Consider the following 20,988-nt stretch of genomic DNA (forward strand, 5'->3'; position numbering starts at 1 on the left):
GGGGGTAAGGCCCCCGGCAGACCACCGGGTTGATAGGCCAGAACTGGAAGTCGGGTAACCGATGCAGGTGACTGGTACTAATAGGCCGAGGACTTACCACAAAGAAGCTACGCGTCCACTGTGCAATGTCTGAAACAACACACGAGTTGATTCAGCAAGCACAATCGAATACACGAATCCGCCACCCACACGTGTGTGGGTGGCAGGTTCGCTCGTGACACTGTTTCGCAGAGTTACGGCGGCCATAGCGGAGGGGAAACGCCCGGTCCCATTCCGAACCCGGAAGCTAAGCCCTCCAGCGCCGATGGTACTGCACTCGACAGGGTGTGGGAGAGTAGGACACCGCCGAACACCCGTTGTAAAAAGGGGACCCACTTGGTGGGTCCCCTTTTTGCGTTTGTACCGAAATCCGAAAGGACGCCCGTGTCGGAAGACAACAACGATCGTCGCCCCTCCCGAGGGGACGGCGGCAACCGCCCGAGCGAGTCCCGAGACCGCAACCCCCGCGCTCAGGACCGCCGCGGAGACTCGCGTCGCTCGGACGGTCCTCCCCGCAGGCGTGGCGGTGAAGGTGGGTTCTCGGGCGATCGCCGCGGAAACAGCGCGTCGTCGGACCGTCGACCGCCGCGTCCCGATGAGCCGGATCTACCCGACGAGGTCGAAGCCGGACAGCTCGAACCCGCAGTACGTCGAGACCTGCTGAGCTTGGACAAGAACAACGCAACCGCCGTCGCACGTCACCTCGTGATGACCAGCAGGCTGCTCGACGACGATCCGCAGTTGGCGCTGCTGCACGCGCGCGCTGCTCGTCAGCGAGCCGGCCGCATCGCCGTAGTGCGCGAAACCGCAGGGATCGCTGCTTACCACGCCGGCGAGTGGGCCGAAGCATTGTCGGAGCTCCGCGCCGCTCGGCGGATGGCCGGCGGACCGGGTCTGATCGCTGTGATGGCCGACTGCGAGCGCGGACTCGGCCGACCCGAGCGCGCTATCGAACTCGGTCGCAGCGACGAAGCGCGTGAGTTGACCGGCGAGGAAGCGTCGGAGCTTCGGATCGTTGTGGCAGGTGCCCGAATGGATCTGAACCAGTACGACCAGGCCGTCGTCACTCTGCAGACCCCGGACCTCGACGCATCTCGCTCGGGAACCGCGGCTGCTCGCCTGTTCTACGTCTATGCAGATGCTCTCGTTGCGGCGGGTCGCGTCGACGAAGGTGTGAAGTGGTTCCTCAACGCTGCCGCAGCCGATGTCGATGGTGAGACCGACGCGGAAGAGCGAGTCGAGGAGCTGTCCGGAGGCAATCGGTGACGATGCTGCGTGATCTCCACGACGTTCTACTGCTCGACCTCGACGGCACCGTCTATGCCGGCAAGGACCCTATTCCCGGTGCAGTGGAAGCACTGTCGGGTGGTTCGGAGAAGCAGTACTTCGTCACCAACAATGCCAGCCGAGCCCCCGAGGACGTTGCCGAACATCTGCGTGTTCTCGGCTTCGACACCACGGCAGAGTTCGTCGTCACCAGTTCCGAGGCCGGTGCCCGTGTGTTGGCGGGCAAGCTGGACCCAGGTTCTCGCGTGCTGGTCGTCGGCACCGACGCGTTGGCGGACGAGATCACCAAGGTCGGTCTAGAACCGGTCAGGTCTGCCGACGACGACCCGGTCGCAGTGGTGCAGGGTCACTCGGTCGACACGGGCTGGAAGATGCTGGCCGAGGCCGTCCTCGCCATCCGTGCGGGTGCGCTGTGGGTGGCCACGAACATCGATGCCACCCTGCCGACCGAGAGAGGACTCGTTCTGGGGAACGGGTCGATGGTCGCAGCGGTTCGCAACGCCACCGAGATCGAGCCGATAGTGGCAGGCAAGCCCGCTGCCCCGATCATGCACGACGCCATCGAGCGCAGCGGAGCACGCTCAGCACTGGTCGTCGGAGACCGGCTCGACACCGACATCGCCGGCGCGAACGAAATTGGCCTGCCGTCGCTGCTGGTGTTGACCGGCGTCAGTACCGCTGCCGAGTTGTTGCGTGCTCCTCGGCATCTGCGGCCCACTCACATCGGCACCGATCTCGGAGTCCTGAACGAGGACGAGACGGCGTCGTGCGTCGGTAGCAAGACCGGCTGGACGGTCGGCATCGAGAACGAGGTGCTGTCGGTGCGGTACGGCGGCGACGGTGCGCCGAATTCGTTCGAGGGTGCGCTCGCGACACTGAACGTCGCCTGGTCCGGCTCGACCTTCTCGGACGTTCACTTCGAGGGGGATCGACTCGACGATCTGCGTTCGCTGCTCGGGTGCTGACACAGCATTCGACCGCGGCGTTCGGAGAGCGGCGGCGATCGGGCGTTCGTCGGACCCATCCGATAGCGTGAGAGGCGATGAGCGCGTCTATCCCACTACCAGGACAGCACCGGCCGAGCAGTGCCGGCGATGAATCGTCGGCAGATCCGGACACCGTTCGCACCGAAGTTTCCTCGCTGCTGAATCAGCTCACGATCGAGTCGACGGACCACGAGGGATCAGAGACTGTGGACGCCGACGCCCTCGCGCGCGACGCAAGTCTGCTGGACCGGGCGCACGAGGTACTCGTGCGTGCCCTGACCACCGTCGACAAGACCTGACGTGGCTCGTCGCGCACGTGTAGACGCCGAATTGGTTCGGCGTGGACTCGCCAGATCCCGTGAGCACGCTTCGGAGTTGATCGAAGCAGGCCGAGTGAAGATCGCCGGGACCGTGGCCTCCAAGCCCGCGACTGCGGTGGAACCGGGTACGCCTCTGCTGGTCGTGGAAGAGGACAACGAGGTCTCGTGGGCCTCACGCGGCGCACACAAGCTGCTCGGTGCACTCGACGCATTCGAGCCTCTCGGTTTGACGGTCGAGAACGCTCGTTGTCTGGACGCCGGTGCGTCCACCGGTGGGTTCACCGACGTTCTACTCAGTCGAGGCGTTCGTGAAGTCGTTGCTGTCGACGTGGGGTACGGGCAGCTGGTGTGGCGCCTGCAATCCGACGCCCGAGTGCACGTCGTCGACCGCACCAACGTCCGGTCGATCGACGCCGACACGATCGGTGGACCGGTCGACGTGATCGTTGCCGACCTGTCGTTCATCTCGTTGAAGCTCGTTCTTCCCGCATTCGTCGCATGTTCGAAGCCGGGCACCGACATGGTGTTGATGGTCAAGCCGCAGTTCGAGGTCGGCAAGGATCGAGTGGGTTCCGGCGGTGTGGTCCGAGATCCCGCGCTGCGAGCCGAAGCCGTCGAGGACGTGGCCAAGGCGGCCGTCGGTTTGAACCTCACGGTGCAGGCAGTGGCAGCAAGCCCACTGCCGGGGCCGTCGGGCAATGTCGAGTACTTTCTGTGGCTGAGGGCAGGTGCAGGCGAGGAATCGCCACGCGCCGACATCACGGAACTCGTCCGGCTCGCGATCGAGGAAGGACCACAGTGACTCCGTCCCATGCGGCACCGGAACTGGAGTCGACCCGAGAAATACTTCTCGTCGCCCATCCCGGTCGACCGGACATCGCCGAGACGGCCCGCCGCGTAGGCAAGGTGTTCGACGAAGCAGGTATCTGCCTTCGCGTGTTGGTGGACGAGGTCGAGCCATCGAAGATCGAGGCTTCCGATACGGAGGAACACGACCACGTGTTCGTTGCGGACATGAAGCTCAACGTCGTCGAGTTCGGCCCCGACGCGGCCGCAGGCTGCGAGATGGTCCTCGTCCTGGGCGGTGATGGCACCTTCCTGCGCGCAGCCGAGCTCGCTCGAGCAGCCTCCATTCCGGTGCTCGGCATCAACCTCGGACACGTCGGGTTCCTGGCCGAGGCGGAGGCCGACCATCTCGAAGATGCGCTGGCTCGCGTCATCGCCGGTGACTACCGCATCGAGCAACGCATGACGCTGGACATCGCGGTTCGCGTCGGAGATCAGGTGGTCGATCGCGGCTGGGCGTTGAACGAGGCGAGCATCGAGAACGGGTCCCGGCTCGGAGTGCTCGAGGTGGTTCTCGAAGTCGACGGTCGACCGGTGTCCGCCTTCGGGTGTGACGGCGTGCTGATCTCCACGCCGACGGGTTCGACGGCCTACGCGTTCTCGGCCGGTGGACCTGTGGTGTGGCCGGAACTCGAAGCGATACTGGTCATTCCGAGCAACGCACATGCTTTGTTCGCGCGCCCGCTCGTGACCAGTCCCGAGTCGATCGTTGCGGTCGAGATCGATGCCGGCGGACACGCGGGATTCGTGTTCTGCGACGGCAGGCGCACTTTGAGCCTGCCTGCCGGCGCTCGCGTCGAGGTGGTGCGGGGAGCGTCACCGATCAAATGGGTTCGACTCGATTCGGCACCGTTCGCCGATCGCATGGTCAAGAAATTCGAACTGCCCGTGACCGGGTGGCGGGGGAGAGCGAGGTAGGGATGCTCGAAGAGATTCGGATCGACAGCCTCGGAGTCATTTCCGGTGCCAGCGCACAGTTTCACGAGGGACTGACTGTCCTCACCGGCGAGACCGGTGCCGGTAAGACCATGGTGGTCACCAGTCTGCACCTGCTGTCGGGTGCCCGCGCCGACGCAGGCCGGGTTCGGCTCGGAGCGCAGCGCGCGGTGGTCGAGGGACGATTCAGTACCGACACCGCGTCGGAGCAGGTGATCGAGGACGTCGACAAGGTGCTCGAGTCCTCGGGAGGTCAACGCGACGAGGACAATTCGATCATCGCCGTACGTACCGTCAACTCCGACGGTCGTTCTCGTGCGCACCTCGGTGGGCGCAGTGTGCCCGCGTCGGTGCTGTCCAACTTCACCGACTCGTTGCTGACGGTGCACGGTCAGAACGATCAGCTGCGTCTGCTGCGTCCCGACCAGCAGCTCGGCGCACTGGACAGGTTTGCCGGCGACACAGTGGCGTCGCTGGTCTCGAAGTACCGCACCGCGCGCAAGACGTGGCTCGACGCGCGCAACGAGCTGATCGATCGCACCGAACGAAGCCGTGAGCTGGCACAGGAAGCGGACCGGCTGCAGTTCGGACTACAGGAGATCGACTCCTTGGCACCGGAGCCGGGCGAAGATCGCTCGGTGGCCGAGGACGTGCGCCGGCTGGGGGACCTCGATTCGTTGCGGGAGACCGCGGAAGGTGCTTCGGCGGCACTTGTCGGGAGCACCGAGGAGGCGTCGGACACGGCCTCGGCGTTGTATCTGCTGGGCGAGGCGCGCTCTCGCCTCGAACACGCCGAGGACGCCGCTCTGACCGAGCTGCTGCCGCGACTGAACGACGCGATGGCCATCGTCGGCGACATCGGGGCAGACCTCACCTCGTACCTGACGGATCTGCCGTCCGATCCGGGCGCGCTCGACTCGATCCTGAATCGACAGGCCGAGCTGAAGTCGCTGACGCGGAAGTACGCCGCCGATGTCGACGGTGTGATCGCCTGGGCGGAGGATGCCCGTGAGCGCCTCTCGCACATCGACACCTCGGCCGATGCTCTCGCCGAGCTGAGCTCCAAGGTCGACGCGGCTGCGGTCGACGTTGCGGCAGCTGCCGCCAAGCTCAGTGCGGCACGGGCGAAGGCGTCGGTGAAGCTCTCGAAGGCGGTCAGCGTCGAGCTGGCGGGCTTGGCGATGGGAAAAGCCAAGCTGCAGATCGATGTTCGCGCACTGCCTGCCGGGCCGTCGGACACGGCTCCGATCGTCGTCGACGGTGCCGAACTGCATGCGGGCAGCAATGGCGTCGACGAGGTCGAGTTTCGCCTGTCCGCGCACGACGGTGCCCAGGCTCTGCCGATCAGCAAGAGTGCGTCGGGCGGTGAGCTGTCGCGGGTGATGTTGGCGCTCGAAGTGGTGTTGGCGGGCTCGGACAAGGGCGCGACGATGGTCTTCGACGAGGTCGACGCCGGAGTGGGTGGCCGTGCGGCCGTCGAAGTCGGGCGTCGACTCGGCCGATTGGCTCGCACGCACCAGGTCATCGTGGTCACCCACTTGCCGCAGGTCGCAGCGTTTGCCGACACGCACCTGGTGGTCGACAAGACCGATGCGAAGAAGGGTGCGGCGAACAGTGGGGTTCGGACGCTGTCGTCGACGGAACGCGTCGTCGAGCTGGCGAGAATGCTCGCGGGTCTGGACGATACGGAGACCGGTCGCGCGCATGCCGAGGAGCTGTTGGCCACCGCAAACGCCGATCGAGCCGCGCTGTAACTTTTGGTGCTGATGTGATCAGTGTGGTAGTTGTTTCGGCGCGCCTCCATCGCCGGGCGTGTCGATCGGGTCATCATGGTCCTCATGAAGATGCCGGCACTGCTGTCACGTAGTCAGGATTCGCTGCCCGGAATCACTGGGATCGCGCGAGTCGATCGCAACACGGCCAAGCTCCTCAAACGGGTCGGCCCCGGTGACATCGTCGTGCTCGACGAGCTCGACCTGGACCGGCTGACCGCCGATGCGCTCGTCGAGGCAGGGGTGCTCGCGGTCGTCAACGCGTCGCCCTCGATCTCCGGGCGCTACCCGAACCTGGGTCCCGAGGCCATCGTCGCCAACGGGATCACCTTGATCGACTCGGCCGGCACCGAGATCTTCAAGAAGATCAAGGACGGCACCAAGATTCGCCTCAACGACGGTGGTGTCTACACCGGCGATCGGCGCCTCGCCAAGGGTGACGAGCAGAGCGAAGCCGAGATCTCGGACAAGATGATCGAGGCCAAAACGGGTCTGGTCGACCATCTGGAAGCGTTCTCGGGCAACACGATCGAGTTCATTCGAACCGAGAGTCCGCTGCTCATCGACGGCGTCGGCGTGCCGGACATCGACATCGACCTCAAGGGTCGCCATGTGGTGATCGTGGCCGACGGTCCCGGTCACGCCGAGGATCTGAAGAACCTCAAGCCGTTCATCAAGGAGTACTCGCCCGTCATCATCGGCGTCGGCGCAGGTGCCGATACCGCGATGAAGGCGGGTCATCGCCCTGATCTCATCGTCGGCGATCCCGAGGACGTCACGGCGCAGACGCTCAAATGCGGTGCCGAGGTGGTGCTTCCGGCGGATTCCGACGGACACGCGCAGGGCCTCGAACGCATTCAGGATCTGGGTATCGGTGCCATGACGTTCCCGGCCACCGGTGCCGCTGCCGATCTCGCACTGTTGTTGGCCGATCATCACGGGGCCTCGCTCATCGTGTCGGTCGGTAGTCCGGCCAGCCTGGACGAGTTCTTCGATCGCGGTCGACGCAACACGAACCCGGCCGCATTCATGACGCGTCTGAAGGTCGGTGCCAAGCTGGTCGACGCCAAAGCTGTGGCGACGCTGTACCGCAGCCGCGTGTCCGGCGGCGCGATCGCCCTGCTGATTCTGGCGGCGCTCGTTGCCGTGATCGTGGCGTTGGCCGTGTCCAACATCGGCGGTGAAGCGTTGGATTGGGCAATCGATCTGTGGAACCGGTTCGCTCTGTGGTTCCAGGGGTTGCTTTCGTGATTTCGCTTCGCCAACATGCCATTTCGCTGGCAGCGGTCTTCGTGGCACTGGCCATCGGCATAGTGCTCGGTTCGGGTCTGCTCTCGAGCGGACTGGTCTCTGGCCTCCGAGACGACAAGACCGGTCTCGAAACTCAGGTGGACGATCTGCAGGCGACCAACAATCAGCTCGGTGAGCAACTCAACTCGGCCGACGGCTTCGACGCCGCGGTGTCGGGCCGGGTGTTGCGAGATGCGTTGGTCGATCGCAGTGTTGTGGTCATCACCACCCCCGATGCCGACCCCGGGGATGTCGACGGAGTCACGCGGTCGATCGGAGCGTCGGGTGCCACCGTCACCGGCCGGGTGTCACTGACCGATTCGTTCGTCTCCGCTGCGAACGGTGACGATCTTCGTACGCGCCTGACCAACGTCATTCCGGCCGGCGTGCAGTTGCGCACCGGCGCGGTGGACCAGGGCAGCCTCGCCGGAGACCTACTCGGTTCGGTGCTGCTGCTCGATGCGGAGACCGCTCAGCCACAGTCGACTCCCGAGGAGCTCTCACTGGCGCTGGAGACGCTGCGTAGCGGTGGGTTCATCGCCTACGACAACGGTGCCGTCGCGCCCGCTCAATTGGCTGTGGTCGTCACCGGTTCCGGCACCTCGGACGTGGAGGACGGCAATCGCGGTGCCATCGTCGCGCGGTTCGCTGGTGCTCTCGACTCACGTGGCGCAGGCGCGGTACTGGCGGGCCGATCCGGCGCGGCGGAGGGCAACGGCTCCATCGCTGTCGTGCGGGCCGATTCGGCGCTGTCGTCCGCGCTCAGCACCGTCGACAACGTCGACCGTGAAGCAGGACGGATCACCACTGTTCTCGCCTTGGCGGAGCAGCTGGACGGGGCGTCGGGCCGCTACGGCACCGGGCCGAACGCGAACGCCGTGACCGTCGGAGCGCCGGCGAGCTGATCGCCGGCGGAACGAGCGTGTCGTTGGCGGTGAGGTAGGTACTGGTGTTACCGTGAAGTCCCGTGGGTAGCAGGCCCAATTTCCACGCTTCACCTCTCTTATCAGCCCCCTGATAGGAGCAAGCCCTGCAGACTCGTCACGGGAGCCTCATTGTCACGCCTTCAGTCGCGTTCCGACACCAAGCACATTTTCGTCAGTGGGGGCGTTGCGTCCTCACTCGGAAAAGGCCTGACGGCATCCAGCCTCGGCCAGCTACTGACCGCACGCGGACTGCGCGTGACCATGCAGAAGCTCGATCCCTACCTCAATGTCGATCCCGGCACGATGAACCCCTTCCAGCACGGTGAGGTCTTCGTTACCGAGGACGGCTCCGAGACCGACCTGGACGTCGGACATTACGAGCGGTTCCTCGACCGCGATCTGTCCGGGTTCGCCAATGTCACCACCGGCCAGGTCTACTCGACGGTCATCGCCAAGGAACGCCGCGGTGAGTACCTGGGCGACACCGTTCAGGTCATCCCGCACATCACCGACGAGATCAAGCGCCGCATTCTCGCGATGAACGGCCCGGACCTCCAGGGGCACCAGCCGGACGTCGTGATCACCGAAATCGGCGGCACCGTCGGAGATATCGAGTCGCAGCCGTTCCTCGAAGCAGCGCGTCAGGTGCGCCACGACGTCGGCCGCAACAACGTGTTCTTCCTGCACGTGTCGCTCGTTCCGTTCCTGGCTCCGTCCGGTGAACTCAAGACCAAGCCCACCCAGCACTCCGTCGCAGCACTGCGCAGCATCGGTATTCAGCCCGACGCGTTGATCCTGCGTTGCGATCGCGACGTGCCGCCCGGACTGAAGAACAAGATCGCGCTCATGTGCGACGTCGACGTCGACGGCTGCATCTCCACGCCCGACGCGCCGTCGATCTACGACATCCCCAAGGTGCTGCACAAGGAAGGCCTGGACGCGTACGTCGTCCGTCAGCTCGGTCTCCCGTTCCGCGATGTGGACTGGACCATCTGGGGTGGACTGCTCGAGCGTGTCCACCAGCCACGCGAAACCGTGCGCGTCGGCTTGGTCGGCAAGTACGTGGACCTGCCCGACGCCTACCTCTCGGTCACCGAGGCGCTGCGTGCCGGTGGATTCGCCCATCGCGCGAAGGTCGAGATCAAGTGGGTTCCATCCGACGAGTGCTCGACGCCTGCGGGGGCGCAGGCCGCATTGGGCGACGTCGACGCCGTGCTCATTCCCGGTGGTTTCGGTATCCGCGGCATCGAGGGCAAGCTCGGGGCCATCGAGTTCGCACGCACACGCAAGATTCCGTTGCTGGGTTTGTGCCTCGGACTGCAGTGTGTGGTCATCGAGGCGGCTCGTTCGGTCGGTCTGACCGATGCCAATTCCGCCGAGTTCGATCCGGACACCAAGGATCCGGTGATCTCCACCATGGCCGATCAGGAAGACGCCGTCGCCGGTGACGCCGATCTCGGTGGCACGATGCGCCTCGGTGCCTACCCGGCAACCCTGCAGAAGGGCTCGGTCGTCGCGGCGTCGTACGGCACCGAGAGCGTCTCGGAGCGGCATCGTCATCGTTACGAGGTCAACAACGACTACCGGGACCGAATTGCCAAGAGCGGCTTGGTGTTCAGCGGTACCTCTCCGGACGGCCACCTGGTCGAGTTCGTCGAGTTGCCTGCCTCGGTGCACCCGTTCTTCGTCGCCACTCAGGCGCATCCGGAGCTCAAGAGCCGGCCGACCCGTCCGCATCCGCTGTTCGCGTCGCTGATCAACGCCGCGCTCGAGTACAAGGCCGCGGAACGTCTGCCCGTCGACGTGCATGGAGATGCCGTGCAGACGGAGGAATCGGACGCCGCCGCCGAGACCGTCGGATGACCGAGTCCCGGCACGAGTTCACCACCCTCGACTCGTCGGTGCCGTACTCCGGTGCCATCCTCGCGCTCCGGCTCGATCAGGTCGCGATGCCGAACGGTCGTCAGGCCGAGCGTGAGGTGATCGAGCATCACGGTGCGGTCGGGATTCTGGCCGTCGACGATCAGGACCGAGTGGCGATGATCGAGCAGTACCGGCACCCCATCGGTCGACGCCTGTGGGAGTTGCCTGCCGGTCTGTTGGACGCGCCGGGGGAGCAGCCGGTGCTGGCAGCCCAGCGTGAGCTCGCCGAGGAAACCGGGCTCGCCGCCCAGACGTGGTCGGTTCTGGTCGATGTGCTCGCCTCGCCCGGGTTCACCGACGAGGCCGTGCGGATCTTCCTCGCTCAGGATCTGACCGAGGTCGATCGGCCCGAGGCCCACGACGAGGAAGCAGACATAAAGCTTTCCTACGTGCCACTGGACGAGGCCGTCCGTCGCGCGCTGTCGGGCGAGATCGTCAACGCATCCGCCGTGGCCGGCGTGCTCGCTTTCGCTGCGGCGCGCGCCACCGGTACCGAACTGCGCCCGGCCGATGCGCCGTGGGCGGATCTACCCACTGCGTTCGAGAATCGGAAGAGTTCACGAAAGTAGCCACCGTGATCGGGCAGCAGATCGGCACGTACCTCGACCATCTGGTGGTCGAGCGCGGTTCGGCACCGAACACGGTGTCGTCCTACCGTCGCGATCTGGTGCGGTACGAGCGCTTTCTGAGTGGTTACGGCATCACCGATCTGGCGAAGGTCGCCGAGAACGACATCACCGAGTTCGTGCTCTATCTCCGGCGCGGCGACGACGAATATCCTGCTCTCGCAGCGAGTTCGGCTGCTCGGACGTTGATCGCGGTGCGGGGTCTGCACCGATTCGCGCTGGCCGAGGGCATGGTCGACCGCAACGTCGCGAGTGAGGTCAAGCCGCCCCAACCGGCGAAGCGACTACCGAAGTCGCTCCCCGTCGACCAGGTCGTGGCGTTGCTCGAATCGGCGTCGGTCGCGGGCTCCGACGCGCCACGAGGGCTGCGAGATCGAGCCTTGCTGGAACTGCTGTATTCCACCGGAGCTCGCATTTCCGAGGCCGTCGGGCTGGACGTCGACGACATCGACACCGAGGCCCGCTCGGTGCTACTGCGCGGCAAAGGCGGTAAGCATCGCATCGTCCCGGTCGGACGACCCGCGATCGAGGCCGTCGACGCCTACCTGGTGCGTGGGCGGCCGGGGCTGGTCTCGCGCTCGAACCCTGCGCTGTTCCTCAACGTCCGGGGCGGCAGGTTGTCTCGGCAGAGCGCGTGGCAGGTGTTGCAGGATTCCGCACAAAGGGCGGGAATCACCGCAGGGGTCTCACCGCACGTCCTTCGACATTCCTTCGCGACTCATCTGCTCGACGGTGGTGCCGACGTCCGCGTCGTGCAGGAGTTGTTGGGGCATGCATCGGTGACGACGACGCAGATCTACACCCTCGTGACCGTCAACACGCTGCGCGAAGTGTGGGCCGGCGCGCACCCGCGGGCGAGATAGCACGAGGCCGGCGGTCGTGTGTCAGCGTGTCCGATGACATTGCCGGCGCACCAAGCGGTAGCGTTTGCCAGATCTACTCGAAGACGAACGGGACAGGGGAGCGCTGGAACGTGTCGACACCGCAGCCGCCAGCGGCGGAGTCAGCTTTGGATCATCCACATCTCGACGGCGCCCTGTTCCAGACGCGTCAACCGGAATCCAGTCGGGAGACACGCGACATCATTCCTGCTCCGAACGAGCTCGGGCCCACGGGTCGTATGACCCGGCCGGTCCCGGATCCGCAGCCGTTGTCCAGTCACGGCCCGGCCAAGATCATTGCAATGTGCAACCAGAAGGGTGGCGTCGGCAAGACGACATCGACCATCAATCTCGGTGCCTCGCTGGCCGGCTACGGCCGCCGCGTACTGCTCGTGGACCTCGACCCGCAGGGCGCACTGTCCGCGGGATTGGGCGTCGCACATCACGAGCTCGATCTGACGGTCTACAACCTCCTCGTCGAAGCGAAGGTCTCGGCCGACGACGTGTTGATGCGCACCCGCGTCGAGAATCTCGATCTGCTGCCCAGCAACATCGATCTCTCCGCGGCCGAGATTCAGTTGGTCACCGAGGTCGGCCGGGAGCAGACGCTCGGGCGGGTGCTGCATCCGATTCTCGATCGTTACGACTACGTCCTCATCGATTGCCAGCCGTCCCTCGGTCTGTTGACGGTCAACGCGCTCACGTGTGCCGACGAGGTGCTGATCCCGATGGAGTGCGAATACTTCAGCCTCCGCGGGCTGGCGTTGCTCAACGACACCGTCGAGAAGGTGCGCGATCGTCTCAACCCACGTCTGAAGCTGGCCGGCATCGTGGTGACGATGTTCGACGCCCGCACGCTGCACTCGCGTGAGGTGATGACGCGAGTGGTCGAGGTGTTCGGCGACGTCGTCTACGACACGGTGATCACTCGTACCGTCCGATTCCCGGAAACCAGTGTCGCCGGAGAACCGATCACTACCTGGGCTCCCAAATCCGGCGGCGCACAGGCGTACCGCGCCCTTGCGCGCGAGGTGATCTACCGGTCGGGTCCGTGACCGTCGACGCTGCCGACGACGCCCCGATCGAGGTTCCCGCCGACGCGGATCCGTCGAAATTCAGGGTGCGGTTGCTCAACTTCGAGGGCCCGTTCGATCTGCTGCTGTCGCTGATCAGTCAGCACCGCATGGACGTCACCGAAGTGGCGTTGCACACCGTCACCGACGATTTCATCTCGTTCACCAAATCGCTCGGTGCCGATGTCGGTCTCGATCAGACGACTGAGTTCCTCGTCGTCGCCGCCACACTGCTCGATCTCAAGGCGGCACGGTTGCTGCCCTCGGGTGATGTGGAGGACGCCGAGGATCTGGCTCTGCTCGAAGTACGGGATCTACTGTTCGCGCGGTTGCTGCAGTACCGCGCGTACAAGCAGGTTGCTCTGCTGTTCGGTGAGCTGGAAGCTGCTGCGTTGCGGCGTTATCCGCGATCGGTGTCGGTGGAGGACAGGTACGCAGACCTGATTCCCGAGGTGCTGCTCGGCGTCGACCCGGCCACGTTCGCTGACATCGCCGCAGCGGCCTTCAGACCCAAGCCGATTCCCCAGGTGGGACTCGATCACATCCATCAGCACGCGGTCTCGATTCCCGAGCAGGCGGCGTGGTTGCTGGAGAATCTGCAGGGCCGAGGCCTGAACGAGTGGGCGTCGTTCTCGGAGTTGGTGCAGGACTGCGAGGTGCAGGTGGAAATAATCGCTCGATTCCTGGCGTTGCTGGAGCTGTTCCGGCAACAGGTGATCGCATTCGAGCAGCCCGAGCCGCTCGGCGATCTTCGAGTGAGTTGGACCGGTAAGGACGAAGGACCCATCGTGGTCACGGAAGAGGACTACGCATGAGTGCCGATCCCGAACTCGAGCTCGAGGACGTCGAGGATTCCGAGGAGCTCGACGACACCACTCTCGCGTCGGCGCTGGAAGCTGTGTTGCTGATCGTCGACACTCCCGCCTCGGACGAGCAGCTCGCCTCGGCCGTGGGTGCATCGGTGGCCCGCGTGCGCGCGGCCTTGACGGCGATGGCCGCTGCACTGACCGAACGAACCAGCGGAATCGACCTTCGGTACGCCGGTGACGGATGGCGTTTCTACACCCGAACCGCCTATGCGCCGTACGTCGAACGGCTGCTTCTGGACGGCGCTCGGTCCAAGCTCACACGCGCGGCATTGGAAACCCTGGCCGTGATCGCATATCGTCAACCGTTGACCCGCGCGCGAGTCAGCGCCGTGCGAGGAGTCAATGTCGATGGAGTGATGCGTACGTTGCTCGCCCGTGGACTGATCTCCGAAGCAGGAACCGACCCGGAGACGACCGGCACGATGTACTGCACCACCGAGTTGTTCCTCGAACGGCTCGGGCTCGCATCGCTCGGTGATCTACCCGAGCTGGCACCGCTGTTACCGGGTGTGGACCTGATCGACGAGATCAGTGACAGCATGGACACCGACCCGAGAACGACCCGCTCCACCAAGAACCGCGGATCGAAACCCGATCCGGCAGCCGAGCTCGACTCGGACGACTGATAGGTAAGACAAGTGAACAAGCCCGCTCGCCGTGATGGCACACCGGACCGTAACAAGAGACAAGACCCACGCAAGAAGCCGACCGCAGGTAGGTCGGACACTCCGCGTGACGCGCGCCGCGGAGATCGCACCCGCGACGCTGCACCCCGTGACGGGGCTCCCCGTACCGGAGCACCTCGCGCTGGAGCCCCGCGCACCGGGGGACCTCGCGCAGGCGCACCCCGTACCGGAGCTCCTCGCACAGGAGCCCGACCTGCCCCTCGCCGTGGCGTCGAGCAGGACGACTCGTTCGACCACAAGCCTGCCGAGACCGGCGTCAACGACCGCAGCAACGACGCTGTTCCTCGTAAGAAGCCCTCGCGTCCCAAGCCGCCGAAGCCGCAGAAGAAGCAGGTTCCGTCGACCACGATCAGCAACGCCAAGCCGGCGAAGCATCAGCACACCGATTCCTCACCGCGCAAGCACGTGCCTGCCGGCGAAGGCGTCCGGTTGCAGAAGGTGCTCGCACAGGCCGGCGTCGCGTCGCGTCGCGCAGCCGAGGAACTTATTGCCGACGGCCGCGTCGAGGTCGACGGACGCATCGTCACCGAACAGGGCATCCGCATCGATCCGAACATTGCTGTGGTCCGGGTCGACGGCACCCGCGTGGTCGTGAAGGAAGAACTGGTTCATCTCGCGATGAACAAGCCGCGTGGATGGCAGTGCACCATGTCCGACGATCTGGGACGCCCGTGCGTCGGCGACATCGTGTCCGAGCGGGTTCAGGCGGGGCAGCGACTGTTCCATGTCGGCCGCCTCGACGCCGACACCGAAGGGCTGTTGCTGTTCACCAACGACGGTGATCTTGCCCACCGCCTGATGCATCCGTCGTTCGAGGTGTCGAAGACCTACCTCGCGACGTTGTCGGGCACCATTCCCCGCACGCTCGGCAAGCAGCTGCGTGAGGGCGTCACCCTCGACGACGGCCCGGTGAAGGTCGACGGTTTCCAGCTGCTCGACATCTCCGACGGCAAGTCGCTCGTCAAGGTGACCCTGCACGAGGGCCGCAAGCACATCGTGCGTCGGTTGTTCGACAAGGTCGGCTTCCCGGTCGGACGACTCGTACGTACCGATGTCGGCAACATCGTGCTCGGCGATCAGCGTCCAGGGACACTGCGTGTTCTCGGTCGCGGCGAGATCGGCAAGCTCTACGAATCCGTAGGCCTGTGATGAGTGCGCTCGTCGTGGCGATGGACGGGCCTTCGGGCACCGGGAAGTCGTCGGTATCGCGCCGGCTCGCGTCGGCATTGGAAGCAAGCTACCTCGATACCGGTGCGATGTACCGCGTCGCGACGGTGTGGGTGCTGCGTTCGGGCGTCGAGCCCACCGATGCGGAAGCAGTCGCGAAAGCTGTTGCTGCGCTTCCCCTCGAGATCGGCAAGGACCCGCTGTCCGAAACCGTTCTGCTCGACGGTGAGGACGTCAGCGGCGAAATCCGCGGCGATGCGGTCACCAAGGCGGTCTCGGCCGTCTCTGCTGTGCCTGCGGTGCGCGAGTTGTTGGTGCAGCTGCAGCGCGACCTTGCGAGCTCCTCGACGCGAATCGTGGTGGAGGGCCGCGACATCGGCACCGTCGTTCTTCCCGACGCCGACGTGAAGGTCTTCCTGACTGCCTCACCGGAGGCGCGGGCAGAGCGTCGCAACAAGCAGAACATCGAACAGGGTCGCGGCGACGACTACGAATCCGTGCTCGCGGATGTGCAACGCCGCGATCATGCAGATTCGACGAGAGCAGTGTCACCGCTTCGTCCCGCCGAGGATTCGGTGATCGTCGATACCAGCGAGCTGGATCTCGACGGCGTGATCGAGCGTTTGCTGCTCGTGGTGAACGACAGAAGTGGAGCAGTCCAGTGAGTGAAGAATTCTTCTCCGGCGCAGCGGAAACCGCGGGCGACGGAACATGGAGCGACGAGGGCGAGTGGGAATACGTCGACCTCAACGAGGGCGAAGACGGCGAAGACGCCGTAGCCGTACCGACTCTCGCCGTGGTGGGCCGACCGAACGTCGGCAAGTCGACGCTCGTCAACCGCATCATCGGACGGCGTGAAGCAGTGGTCGAGGACGTTCCCGGCGTCACGCGCGACCGCGTGTCGTACGAGGCGAACTGGAGTGGTCGACGCTTCCTGGTTCAGGACACCGGCGGTTGGGAACCCGACGCCAAGGGTCTGCAGGCATCCGTTGCGCGCCAAGCCGAGTTGGCCATGCACACCGCCGACGCGATCCTGTTGGTCGTCGACGCACGTGTCGGTTCGACGACGACGGACGAGGCAGTGGCGCGAGTGCTGCGCCGGTCGAAGACGCCGGTTCTGTTGGTGGCCAACAAGGTCGACGACGGCCGGACCGAGTCCGAGGTCGCCGCACTGTGGTCGCTGGGGCTGGGGGAGCCGCTGTCGGTGTCGGCCACGCACGGCCGCGGTACCGGTGATCTGCTGGACCGTGTGCTCGAGGCGTTGCCCGAGACCCCGCGTGAGGGAATCCCCGGTGGGGGACCCAGGCGCGTCGCTCTGGTCGGTAAGCCGAACGTGGGCAAGTCCTCGTTGATCAACAAGCTCTCGGGTGACGAGCGCTCGGTGGTGCACGATGTTGCCGGCACCACTGTCGACCCCGTCGACTCGTTGGTGGAATTGGGCGGCAAGACATGGCGATTCGTCGACACCGCCGGACTGCGCAAGCGCGTCAGCCATGCCAGTGGTGCCGAGTTCTACGCGTCACTGCGGACGAAGTCTGCTATCGAGGCCGCCGAGGTCGCGATTCTGCTTCTCGATGCCTCCGAGGTGATCTCGGAGCAGGACATGCGTGTGCTCAGTATGGTCGCCGATGCCGGCCGCGCATTGGTGCTGGCGTTCAACAAGTGGGATCTGGTGGACGACGATCGTCGTCAGCAGCTCGAGAAGGAGATCGACCGCGATCTCGCTCGGGTGCCGTGGGCGCAGCGCGTGAACATCTCGGCGCAGACGGGTCGTGCGGTGCAGAAGCTGGTGCCCGCTTTGGAGACGGCTCTGGAGTCCTGGGACAAGCGTGTACCGACCGGCAGGTTGAACACGTGGCTCAAGGAAGTCGTGGCGGCCACTCCGCCGCCGATGCGTGGTGGACGTCTGCCGCGCATCATGTTCGCGACGCAGGCCAGCACACGGCCGCCGACGTTCGTGCTGTTCACCACCGGCTTCCTCGAGGCCGGCTACCGCCGATTCATCGAGCGGCGTCTGCGTGAAGAGTTCAACTTCGACGGCAGCCCCGTACGCGTCTCGGTGCGTATTCGCGAGAAGCGGGAACGGCCGGGCAAGGGCAACAACCGCTGAAGTAGTCCGACCCCGCCCCTGAGCAGGCGATTTCCTCTCAGGGGTAGGGCTGGGGTAATCTCAGCAAGCGCCTTTCGGGGCGCGGCGGGCTGTGGCGCAGCTTGGTAGCGCACTTGACTGGGGGTCAAGTGGTCGCAGGTTCAAATCCTGTCAGCCCGACATAGATCGATGTACGTCAAAAGCGGTTCCGGAGCGGTCCGGGACCGCTTTTGTCGTTCGAAGAATTGGCTCGCTGCCGCTCAGTGTCACTACTCGTTCCTTGGTTGCTTTTCGGTGTCCACAGACGTCCGCCTCGACCGCCCTGACTGAGCCGAGGGTTCGGGCGCTTCGACCGCGTGAATCTCGAATCCCGGATCAACACCTTGTGGGAACCGCTCGAGCCCTGACGGCGGTCGGCCACGTGCGTTCGCGCCGAGCGTCCTGGGTCCTTATGCCGGGTGATTCAGTTGACCTAGCAAGGGCCGGTGTCCACCTTGTAAATTGCAATTTCCGCACCGTCTGGCGTGAAACGCCAGTTCAGCATGGTTTCTCTCGTCATCCCTGACGGTCACCTGCGCTAGGCAGCAGATATGGACTACCCGACCAGCCCGAGCAACCTCGGCAACCGCTTCCAAGGGCACTACGGGGTTCGTATCGTCGGCTGTGGAGCCCTACACGCGGCGTACGTCGCCAACGCCTATGCCGGCGTGATTGAATTTGCGATCGAACATCCCCCGGTGACAACCGAATTCGCACTGGATGTCGTTGTCGCGTCCCTGCCGCTGTGGATGCTGGAGGCCCCACTCGATCGTCGACGTAGTTCGCGCGCGTCGCCCCCCCGGGTGTCGGAAGTCGTCCGCCCGATTCCGAGATGTTTCATCGCGGTAGCGCGTCAGCGCGTCGGAAGGCCGGGCAGTAGCATCGAGAATGTCGATTCGAGTGCCTGTGGAAGGTCGCGCCCTGGTCCGCCGATCCAGTATTCGTGCGCCGTCAACATCGCCGCGAGCACGGCATGTCCGACGGCGATCGGGAACAGGTCCGTCTTGGAAGAGCCGCTCCGAATAGCGGCGAATTCGGCCGCCGCATCCTTCCACTCGGCAAATCGAAACGACGCATGCGTTTGGACGGACGGTACTTTCAGCACCAATTGTGCCCGCTGGTAGGCCCATTGGTGCTGCTCCGACGGGTAGGTCAACGCCGCGACAATGGACCGCGTCAACACCTGTTCATAGGGAGCAGAGCCGTCGTCGGCCGCCAAGTTCTCGCGTAGCCGGGCAAGTTCAGAGGGCGATTCCACCCACAGCACGTCTGCCTTGGTCGGGAAGTATCGAAAGAACGTGCGTCTGCTGACTCCGACTGCGGACGCGATGTCCTCGACGCTCGTTTCGTCGAAACCCTTCTCGAGGAACAGTTGTTGTGCCGCAGCGGCCAGTTCGTGCGGACTGGTCGCCGACGGACGCCCTCCGCTGTCACCGTGTGCCATTCGATCATCCTCGCATCTCGAAACGCGTACCTTCTGACACTGTGTGACATAAGCTGAGATCCACATCACACGTTCATGTCAGGAGCGCAGCATGGGTTCACTCGAGGGCAAAGTCGCCTTCATCACCGGAGCTGCGAGGGGGCAGGGCCGCAGCCACGCGATAGCGCTTGCAAAGGAAGGCGCGGACATCATTGCCGTCGACGTCTCGACCCAGGTCGACACCGTTCCGTACCGCACTGCAACCGCCGATGACCTGGCCGAAACCGTTCGGCTGGTCGAGGCACTCGATCGTCGCATCATCGCCTCCGAGGCCGACGTTCGCGACCTGGCCGCACTGACCACAGCAGTCGACTCCGGTGCCGCTGAACTCGGTCGCGTCGACATCGTCATCGCGAATGCCGGCATCAACACGATGTCGCCGGCTCTCGAGATGGAGGAAGTCATGTGGCAGACGATGATCGACATCAACCTCACCGGCGTCTGGAAGACCGTCCGTGCCGCGGCACCGCATATCGTCTCGGGCGGCCGCGGCGGATCCGTCGTTATCACCTCGTCCTTGGCGTCGATGGTCGCGAACGAAAACATCGCCCACTACACCGCCGCGAAGGCCGGCCTGGTGGGTTTGATGCAGGTACTTGCCAAGGAGTTGGGGCCACAGAGTATCCGCGTCAACACGATCCATCCGACGACCGTGGCCACCCCGATGATCCTCAACGACGCAACATTTCGCCTGTTTCGCCCCGACTTGGCCGAACCGACCCGAGCCGACTTCGAGGAAGCCGCACTGACGCTCAACACGCTCCCCGTTCCCATGATCGAGTCCGAGGACATCTCCAATGCTGTCCTCTACCTCGTCTCGGACGCCGGGCGATACATCACCGGAACCACACATGTGGTCGATGCAGGAGGACGACTCTGATGGGACTTCTCGACGGCAAGACAGTTCTGATCACCGGCGGCGCGCGTGGACAGGGTCGTGCTCACGCGCTGGTCTCGGCCCGCGAGGGTGCCGATGTCATTCTGGTCGATATCGCTGATCAGATTGCGACGGTTCCGTACGCGATGGCGAAGGAGAGCGACTTGGCCGAGACGGTGAAGCAGGTCGAAGCCTTGGACCGGCGGGCACTGAGTGTCGTTGCCGACGTTCGGGATCAGAGCCAGATGGACGCGGCGGTGGCGTCGGGGATCGCGGAGTTCGGCAAGATCGACGTACTCATCGCGAATGCCGGAATCTGGACCCAGGGCCCGTTCTGGGAACTTTCCGAGCAGTCGTGGGACGACATGATCGGCGTCAACCTCACCGGCGTCTGGAAGTCGGCGAAAGCTGTTGCCCCGCATATGATCGAGCGTCAGGCCGGTTCCATCGTCATCACCTCGTCCGTGAACGGACTCGAACCCGGTCAGAATTATGCGCACTACGTGTCGGCGAAGCACGGCGTCATCGGGTTGATGAAGAACATTGCGCTGGAACTGGCACCCCACGGAATTCGATGCAACTCGATCAACCCGGGCGCGATCAAGACCCCCATGACCGACCATCAGGGTGCCTGGGACATGTTCGCCGGTCACGAGGGCGGGACCGAAGAGGACATGATGGCGGGTGGTTACAGCTTCCATGCGTTGAAGGGGCGCACGTTCATGCCGCCCGAGGTGATCGCGAACACCGCTCTATATCTCAACTCGGACCTCGCCGCCGCCGTGACCGGTGTGACGATTCCAGTCGACGCCGGTCATATGATCTTGCCCGGTTTCAACCACGCGCCTGTCGAATAAGAGTGATTCACAAGGA

Annotated in this window: 20 protein-coding genes, 1 tRNA gene and 2 rRNA genes; 22 read left to right on the forward strand and 1 reads right to left on the reverse strand. The window is 64.7% G+C overall.

The genetic code is table 11. The annotated features are described in order from the left end of the window. The 20 genes from MTX34_RS17245 to MTX34_RS17340 all read left to right on the forward strand — a co-directional run. Positions 1-101 (forward strand): 23S ribosomal RNA (locus MTX34_RS17245); the annotation flags it as partial. A 133-nt stretch (positions 102-234) separates the two neighbouring features. Beyond that, positions 235-351: ribosomal RNA gene (gene rrf, locus MTX34_RS17250) — 5S ribosomal RNA — on the forward strand. A gap of 72 nt (positions 352-423) precedes the next feature. Further along, positions 424-1,305: a hypothetical protein gene (locus MTX34_RS17255; protein WP_243610214.1), complete on the forward strand. Its 882-nt coding sequence runs from the start codon at positions 424-426 to the stop codon at positions 1,303-1,305. Further along, positions 1,302-2,291, forward strand: a complete 990-nt coding sequence (locus MTX34_RS17260) for an HAD-IIA family hydrolase (protein WP_243610215.1) — start codon at positions 1,302-1,304, stop codon at positions 2,289-2,291. Before MTX34_RS17255 ends, MTX34_RS17260 begins: the two co-directional genes overlap by 4 nt. A gap of 77 nt (positions 2,292-2,368) precedes the next feature. Further along, the gene (locus MTX34_RS17265) at positions 2,369-2,611 is read left to right on the forward strand and encodes a hypothetical protein (RefSeq protein WP_243610216.1); all 243 of its coding nucleotides are present in this window, start codon (positions 2,369-2,371) and stop codon (positions 2,609-2,611) included. A gap of 1 nt (position 2,612) precedes the next feature. Continuing rightward, entirely contained in the window at positions 2,613-3,434 is an 822-nt protein-coding gene (locus MTX34_RS17270) for a TlyA family RNA methyltransferase (RefSeq protein ID WP_243610217.1), read from the forward strand. Next, entirely contained in the window at positions 3,431-4,396 is a 966-nt protein-coding gene (locus tag MTX34_RS17275) for an NAD kinase (RefSeq protein ID WP_243596089.1), read from the forward strand. Before MTX34_RS17270 ends, MTX34_RS17275 begins: the two co-directional genes overlap by 4 nt. A 2-nt stretch (positions 4,397-4,398) precedes the next feature. Further along, positions 4,399-6,168 carry a DNA repair protein RecN gene (gene recN, locus MTX34_RS17280; RefSeq protein ID WP_243610218.1) on the forward strand — a complete coding sequence of 590 codons (1,770 nt, stop codon included), beginning with the start codon at positions 4,399-4,401 and terminating at the stop codon, positions 6,166-6,168. An 84-nt stretch (positions 6,169-6,252) separates the two neighbouring features. Continuing rightward, entirely contained in the window at positions 6,253-7,437 is a 1,185-nt protein-coding gene (gene steA / locus MTX34_RS17285) for a putative cytokinetic ring protein SteA (protein WP_121872378.1), read from the forward strand. Beyond that, the gene (locus MTX34_RS17290) at positions 7,434-8,381 is read left to right on the forward strand and encodes a copper transporter (RefSeq protein WP_243610219.1); all 948 of its coding nucleotides are present in this window, start codon (positions 7,434-7,436) and stop codon (positions 8,379-8,381) included. The genes steA and MTX34_RS17290 overlap by 4 nt, the downstream gene beginning before the upstream one ends. A 150-nt stretch (positions 8,382-8,531) precedes the next feature. Continuing rightward, a complete protein-coding gene (locus MTX34_RS17295) occupies positions 8,532-10,265 on the forward strand; it encodes a CTP synthase (protein WP_243610220.1) in 1,734 nt (577 codons plus the stop codon). After that, the gene (locus MTX34_RS17300) at positions 10,262-10,894 is read left to right on the forward strand and encodes an NUDIX hydrolase (RefSeq protein WP_243610221.1); all 633 of its coding nucleotides are present in this window, start codon (positions 10,262-10,264) and stop codon (positions 10,892-10,894) included. Before MTX34_RS17295 ends, MTX34_RS17300 begins: the two co-directional genes overlap by 4 nt. A 5-nt stretch (positions 10,895-10,899) precedes the next feature. Continuing rightward, complete coding sequence (gene xerD, locus MTX34_RS17305; RefSeq protein WP_243610222.1) at positions 10,900-11,814, forward strand: site-specific tyrosine recombinase XerD; 915 nt, start codon at positions 10,900-10,902, stop codon at positions 11,812-11,814. Between the two features lie 146 nt (positions 11,815-11,960). Beyond that, the gene (locus MTX34_RS17310) at positions 11,961-12,887 is read left to right on the forward strand and encodes a ParA family protein (RefSeq protein WP_279393439.1); all 927 of its coding nucleotides are present in this window, start codon (positions 11,961-11,963) and stop codon (positions 12,885-12,887) included. Beyond that, positions 12,884-13,720 (forward strand): ScpA family protein, encoded by an 837-nt coding sequence (locus MTX34_RS17315; protein WP_243610223.1) that lies wholly within the window; start codon positions 12,884-12,886, stop codon positions 13,718-13,720. Before MTX34_RS17310 ends, MTX34_RS17315 begins: the two co-directional genes overlap by 4 nt. Continuing rightward, entirely contained in the window at positions 13,717-14,400 is a 684-nt protein-coding gene (gene scpB / locus MTX34_RS17320; protein ID WP_243596097.1) for an SMC-Scp complex subunit ScpB, read from the forward strand. The genes MTX34_RS17315 and scpB overlap by 4 nt, the downstream gene beginning before the upstream one ends. A 12-nt stretch (positions 14,401-14,412) precedes the next feature. Continuing rightward, the gene (locus MTX34_RS17325; RefSeq protein ID WP_243610224.1) at positions 14,413-15,609 is read left to right on the forward strand and encodes a pseudouridine synthase; all 1,197 of its coding nucleotides are present in this window, start codon (positions 14,413-14,415) and stop codon (positions 15,607-15,609) included. Beyond that, positions 15,609-16,292, forward strand: a complete 684-nt coding sequence (gene cmk, locus MTX34_RS17330; protein ID WP_243596099.1) for a (d)CMP kinase — start codon at positions 15,609-15,611, stop codon at positions 16,290-16,292. The genes MTX34_RS17325 and cmk overlap by 1 nt, the downstream gene beginning before the upstream one ends. Continuing rightward, positions 16,289-17,737, forward strand: coding sequence for a ribosome biogenesis GTPase Der (der, locus tag MTX34_RS17335; RefSeq protein WP_243596100.1), 1,449 nt, complete (start codon positions 16,289-16,291; stop codon positions 17,735-17,737). The genes cmk and der overlap by 4 nt, the downstream gene beginning before the upstream one ends. 85 nt (positions 17,738-17,822) lie before the next feature. After that, positions 17,823-17,896 (forward strand) — tRNA-Pro (locus MTX34_RS17340). 712 nt (positions 17,897-18,608) lie between these two features. On the opposite strand, the gene MTX34_RS17345 is transcribed toward MTX34_RS17340, so the two are convergent. Beyond that, entirely contained in the window at positions 18,609-19,199 is a 591-nt protein-coding gene (locus tag MTX34_RS17345) for a TetR family transcriptional regulator (protein ID WP_243596101.1), read from the reverse strand. A 91-nt stretch (positions 19,200-19,290) separates the two neighbouring features. On the opposite strand from MTX34_RS17345, the gene MTX34_RS17350 reads away from it, so the two are divergent. Together MTX34_RS17350 and MTX34_RS17355 are read left to right on the forward strand one after the other, a co-directional pair. Beyond that, positions 19,291-20,118: a mycofactocin-coupled SDR family oxidoreductase gene (locus MTX34_RS17350; RefSeq protein ID WP_243610225.1), complete on the forward strand. Its 828-nt coding sequence runs from the start codon at positions 19,291-19,293 to the stop codon at positions 20,116-20,118. Then, positions 20,118-20,972, forward strand: coding sequence for a mycofactocin-coupled SDR family oxidoreductase (locus tag MTX34_RS17355; RefSeq protein WP_243610226.1), 855 nt, complete (start codon positions 20,118-20,120; stop codon positions 20,970-20,972). The genes MTX34_RS17350 and MTX34_RS17355 overlap by 1 nt, the downstream gene beginning before the upstream one ends. Positions 20,973-20,988: the final 16 nt, after the last annotated feature.

This window comes from Rhodococcus sp. ARC_M5 (assembly GCF_022810405.1).
In the GTDB taxonomy this organism is placed as follows: domain Bacteria; phylum Actinomycetota; class Actinomycetes; order Mycobacteriales; family Mycobacteriaceae; genus Rhodococcoides; species Rhodococcoides navarretei.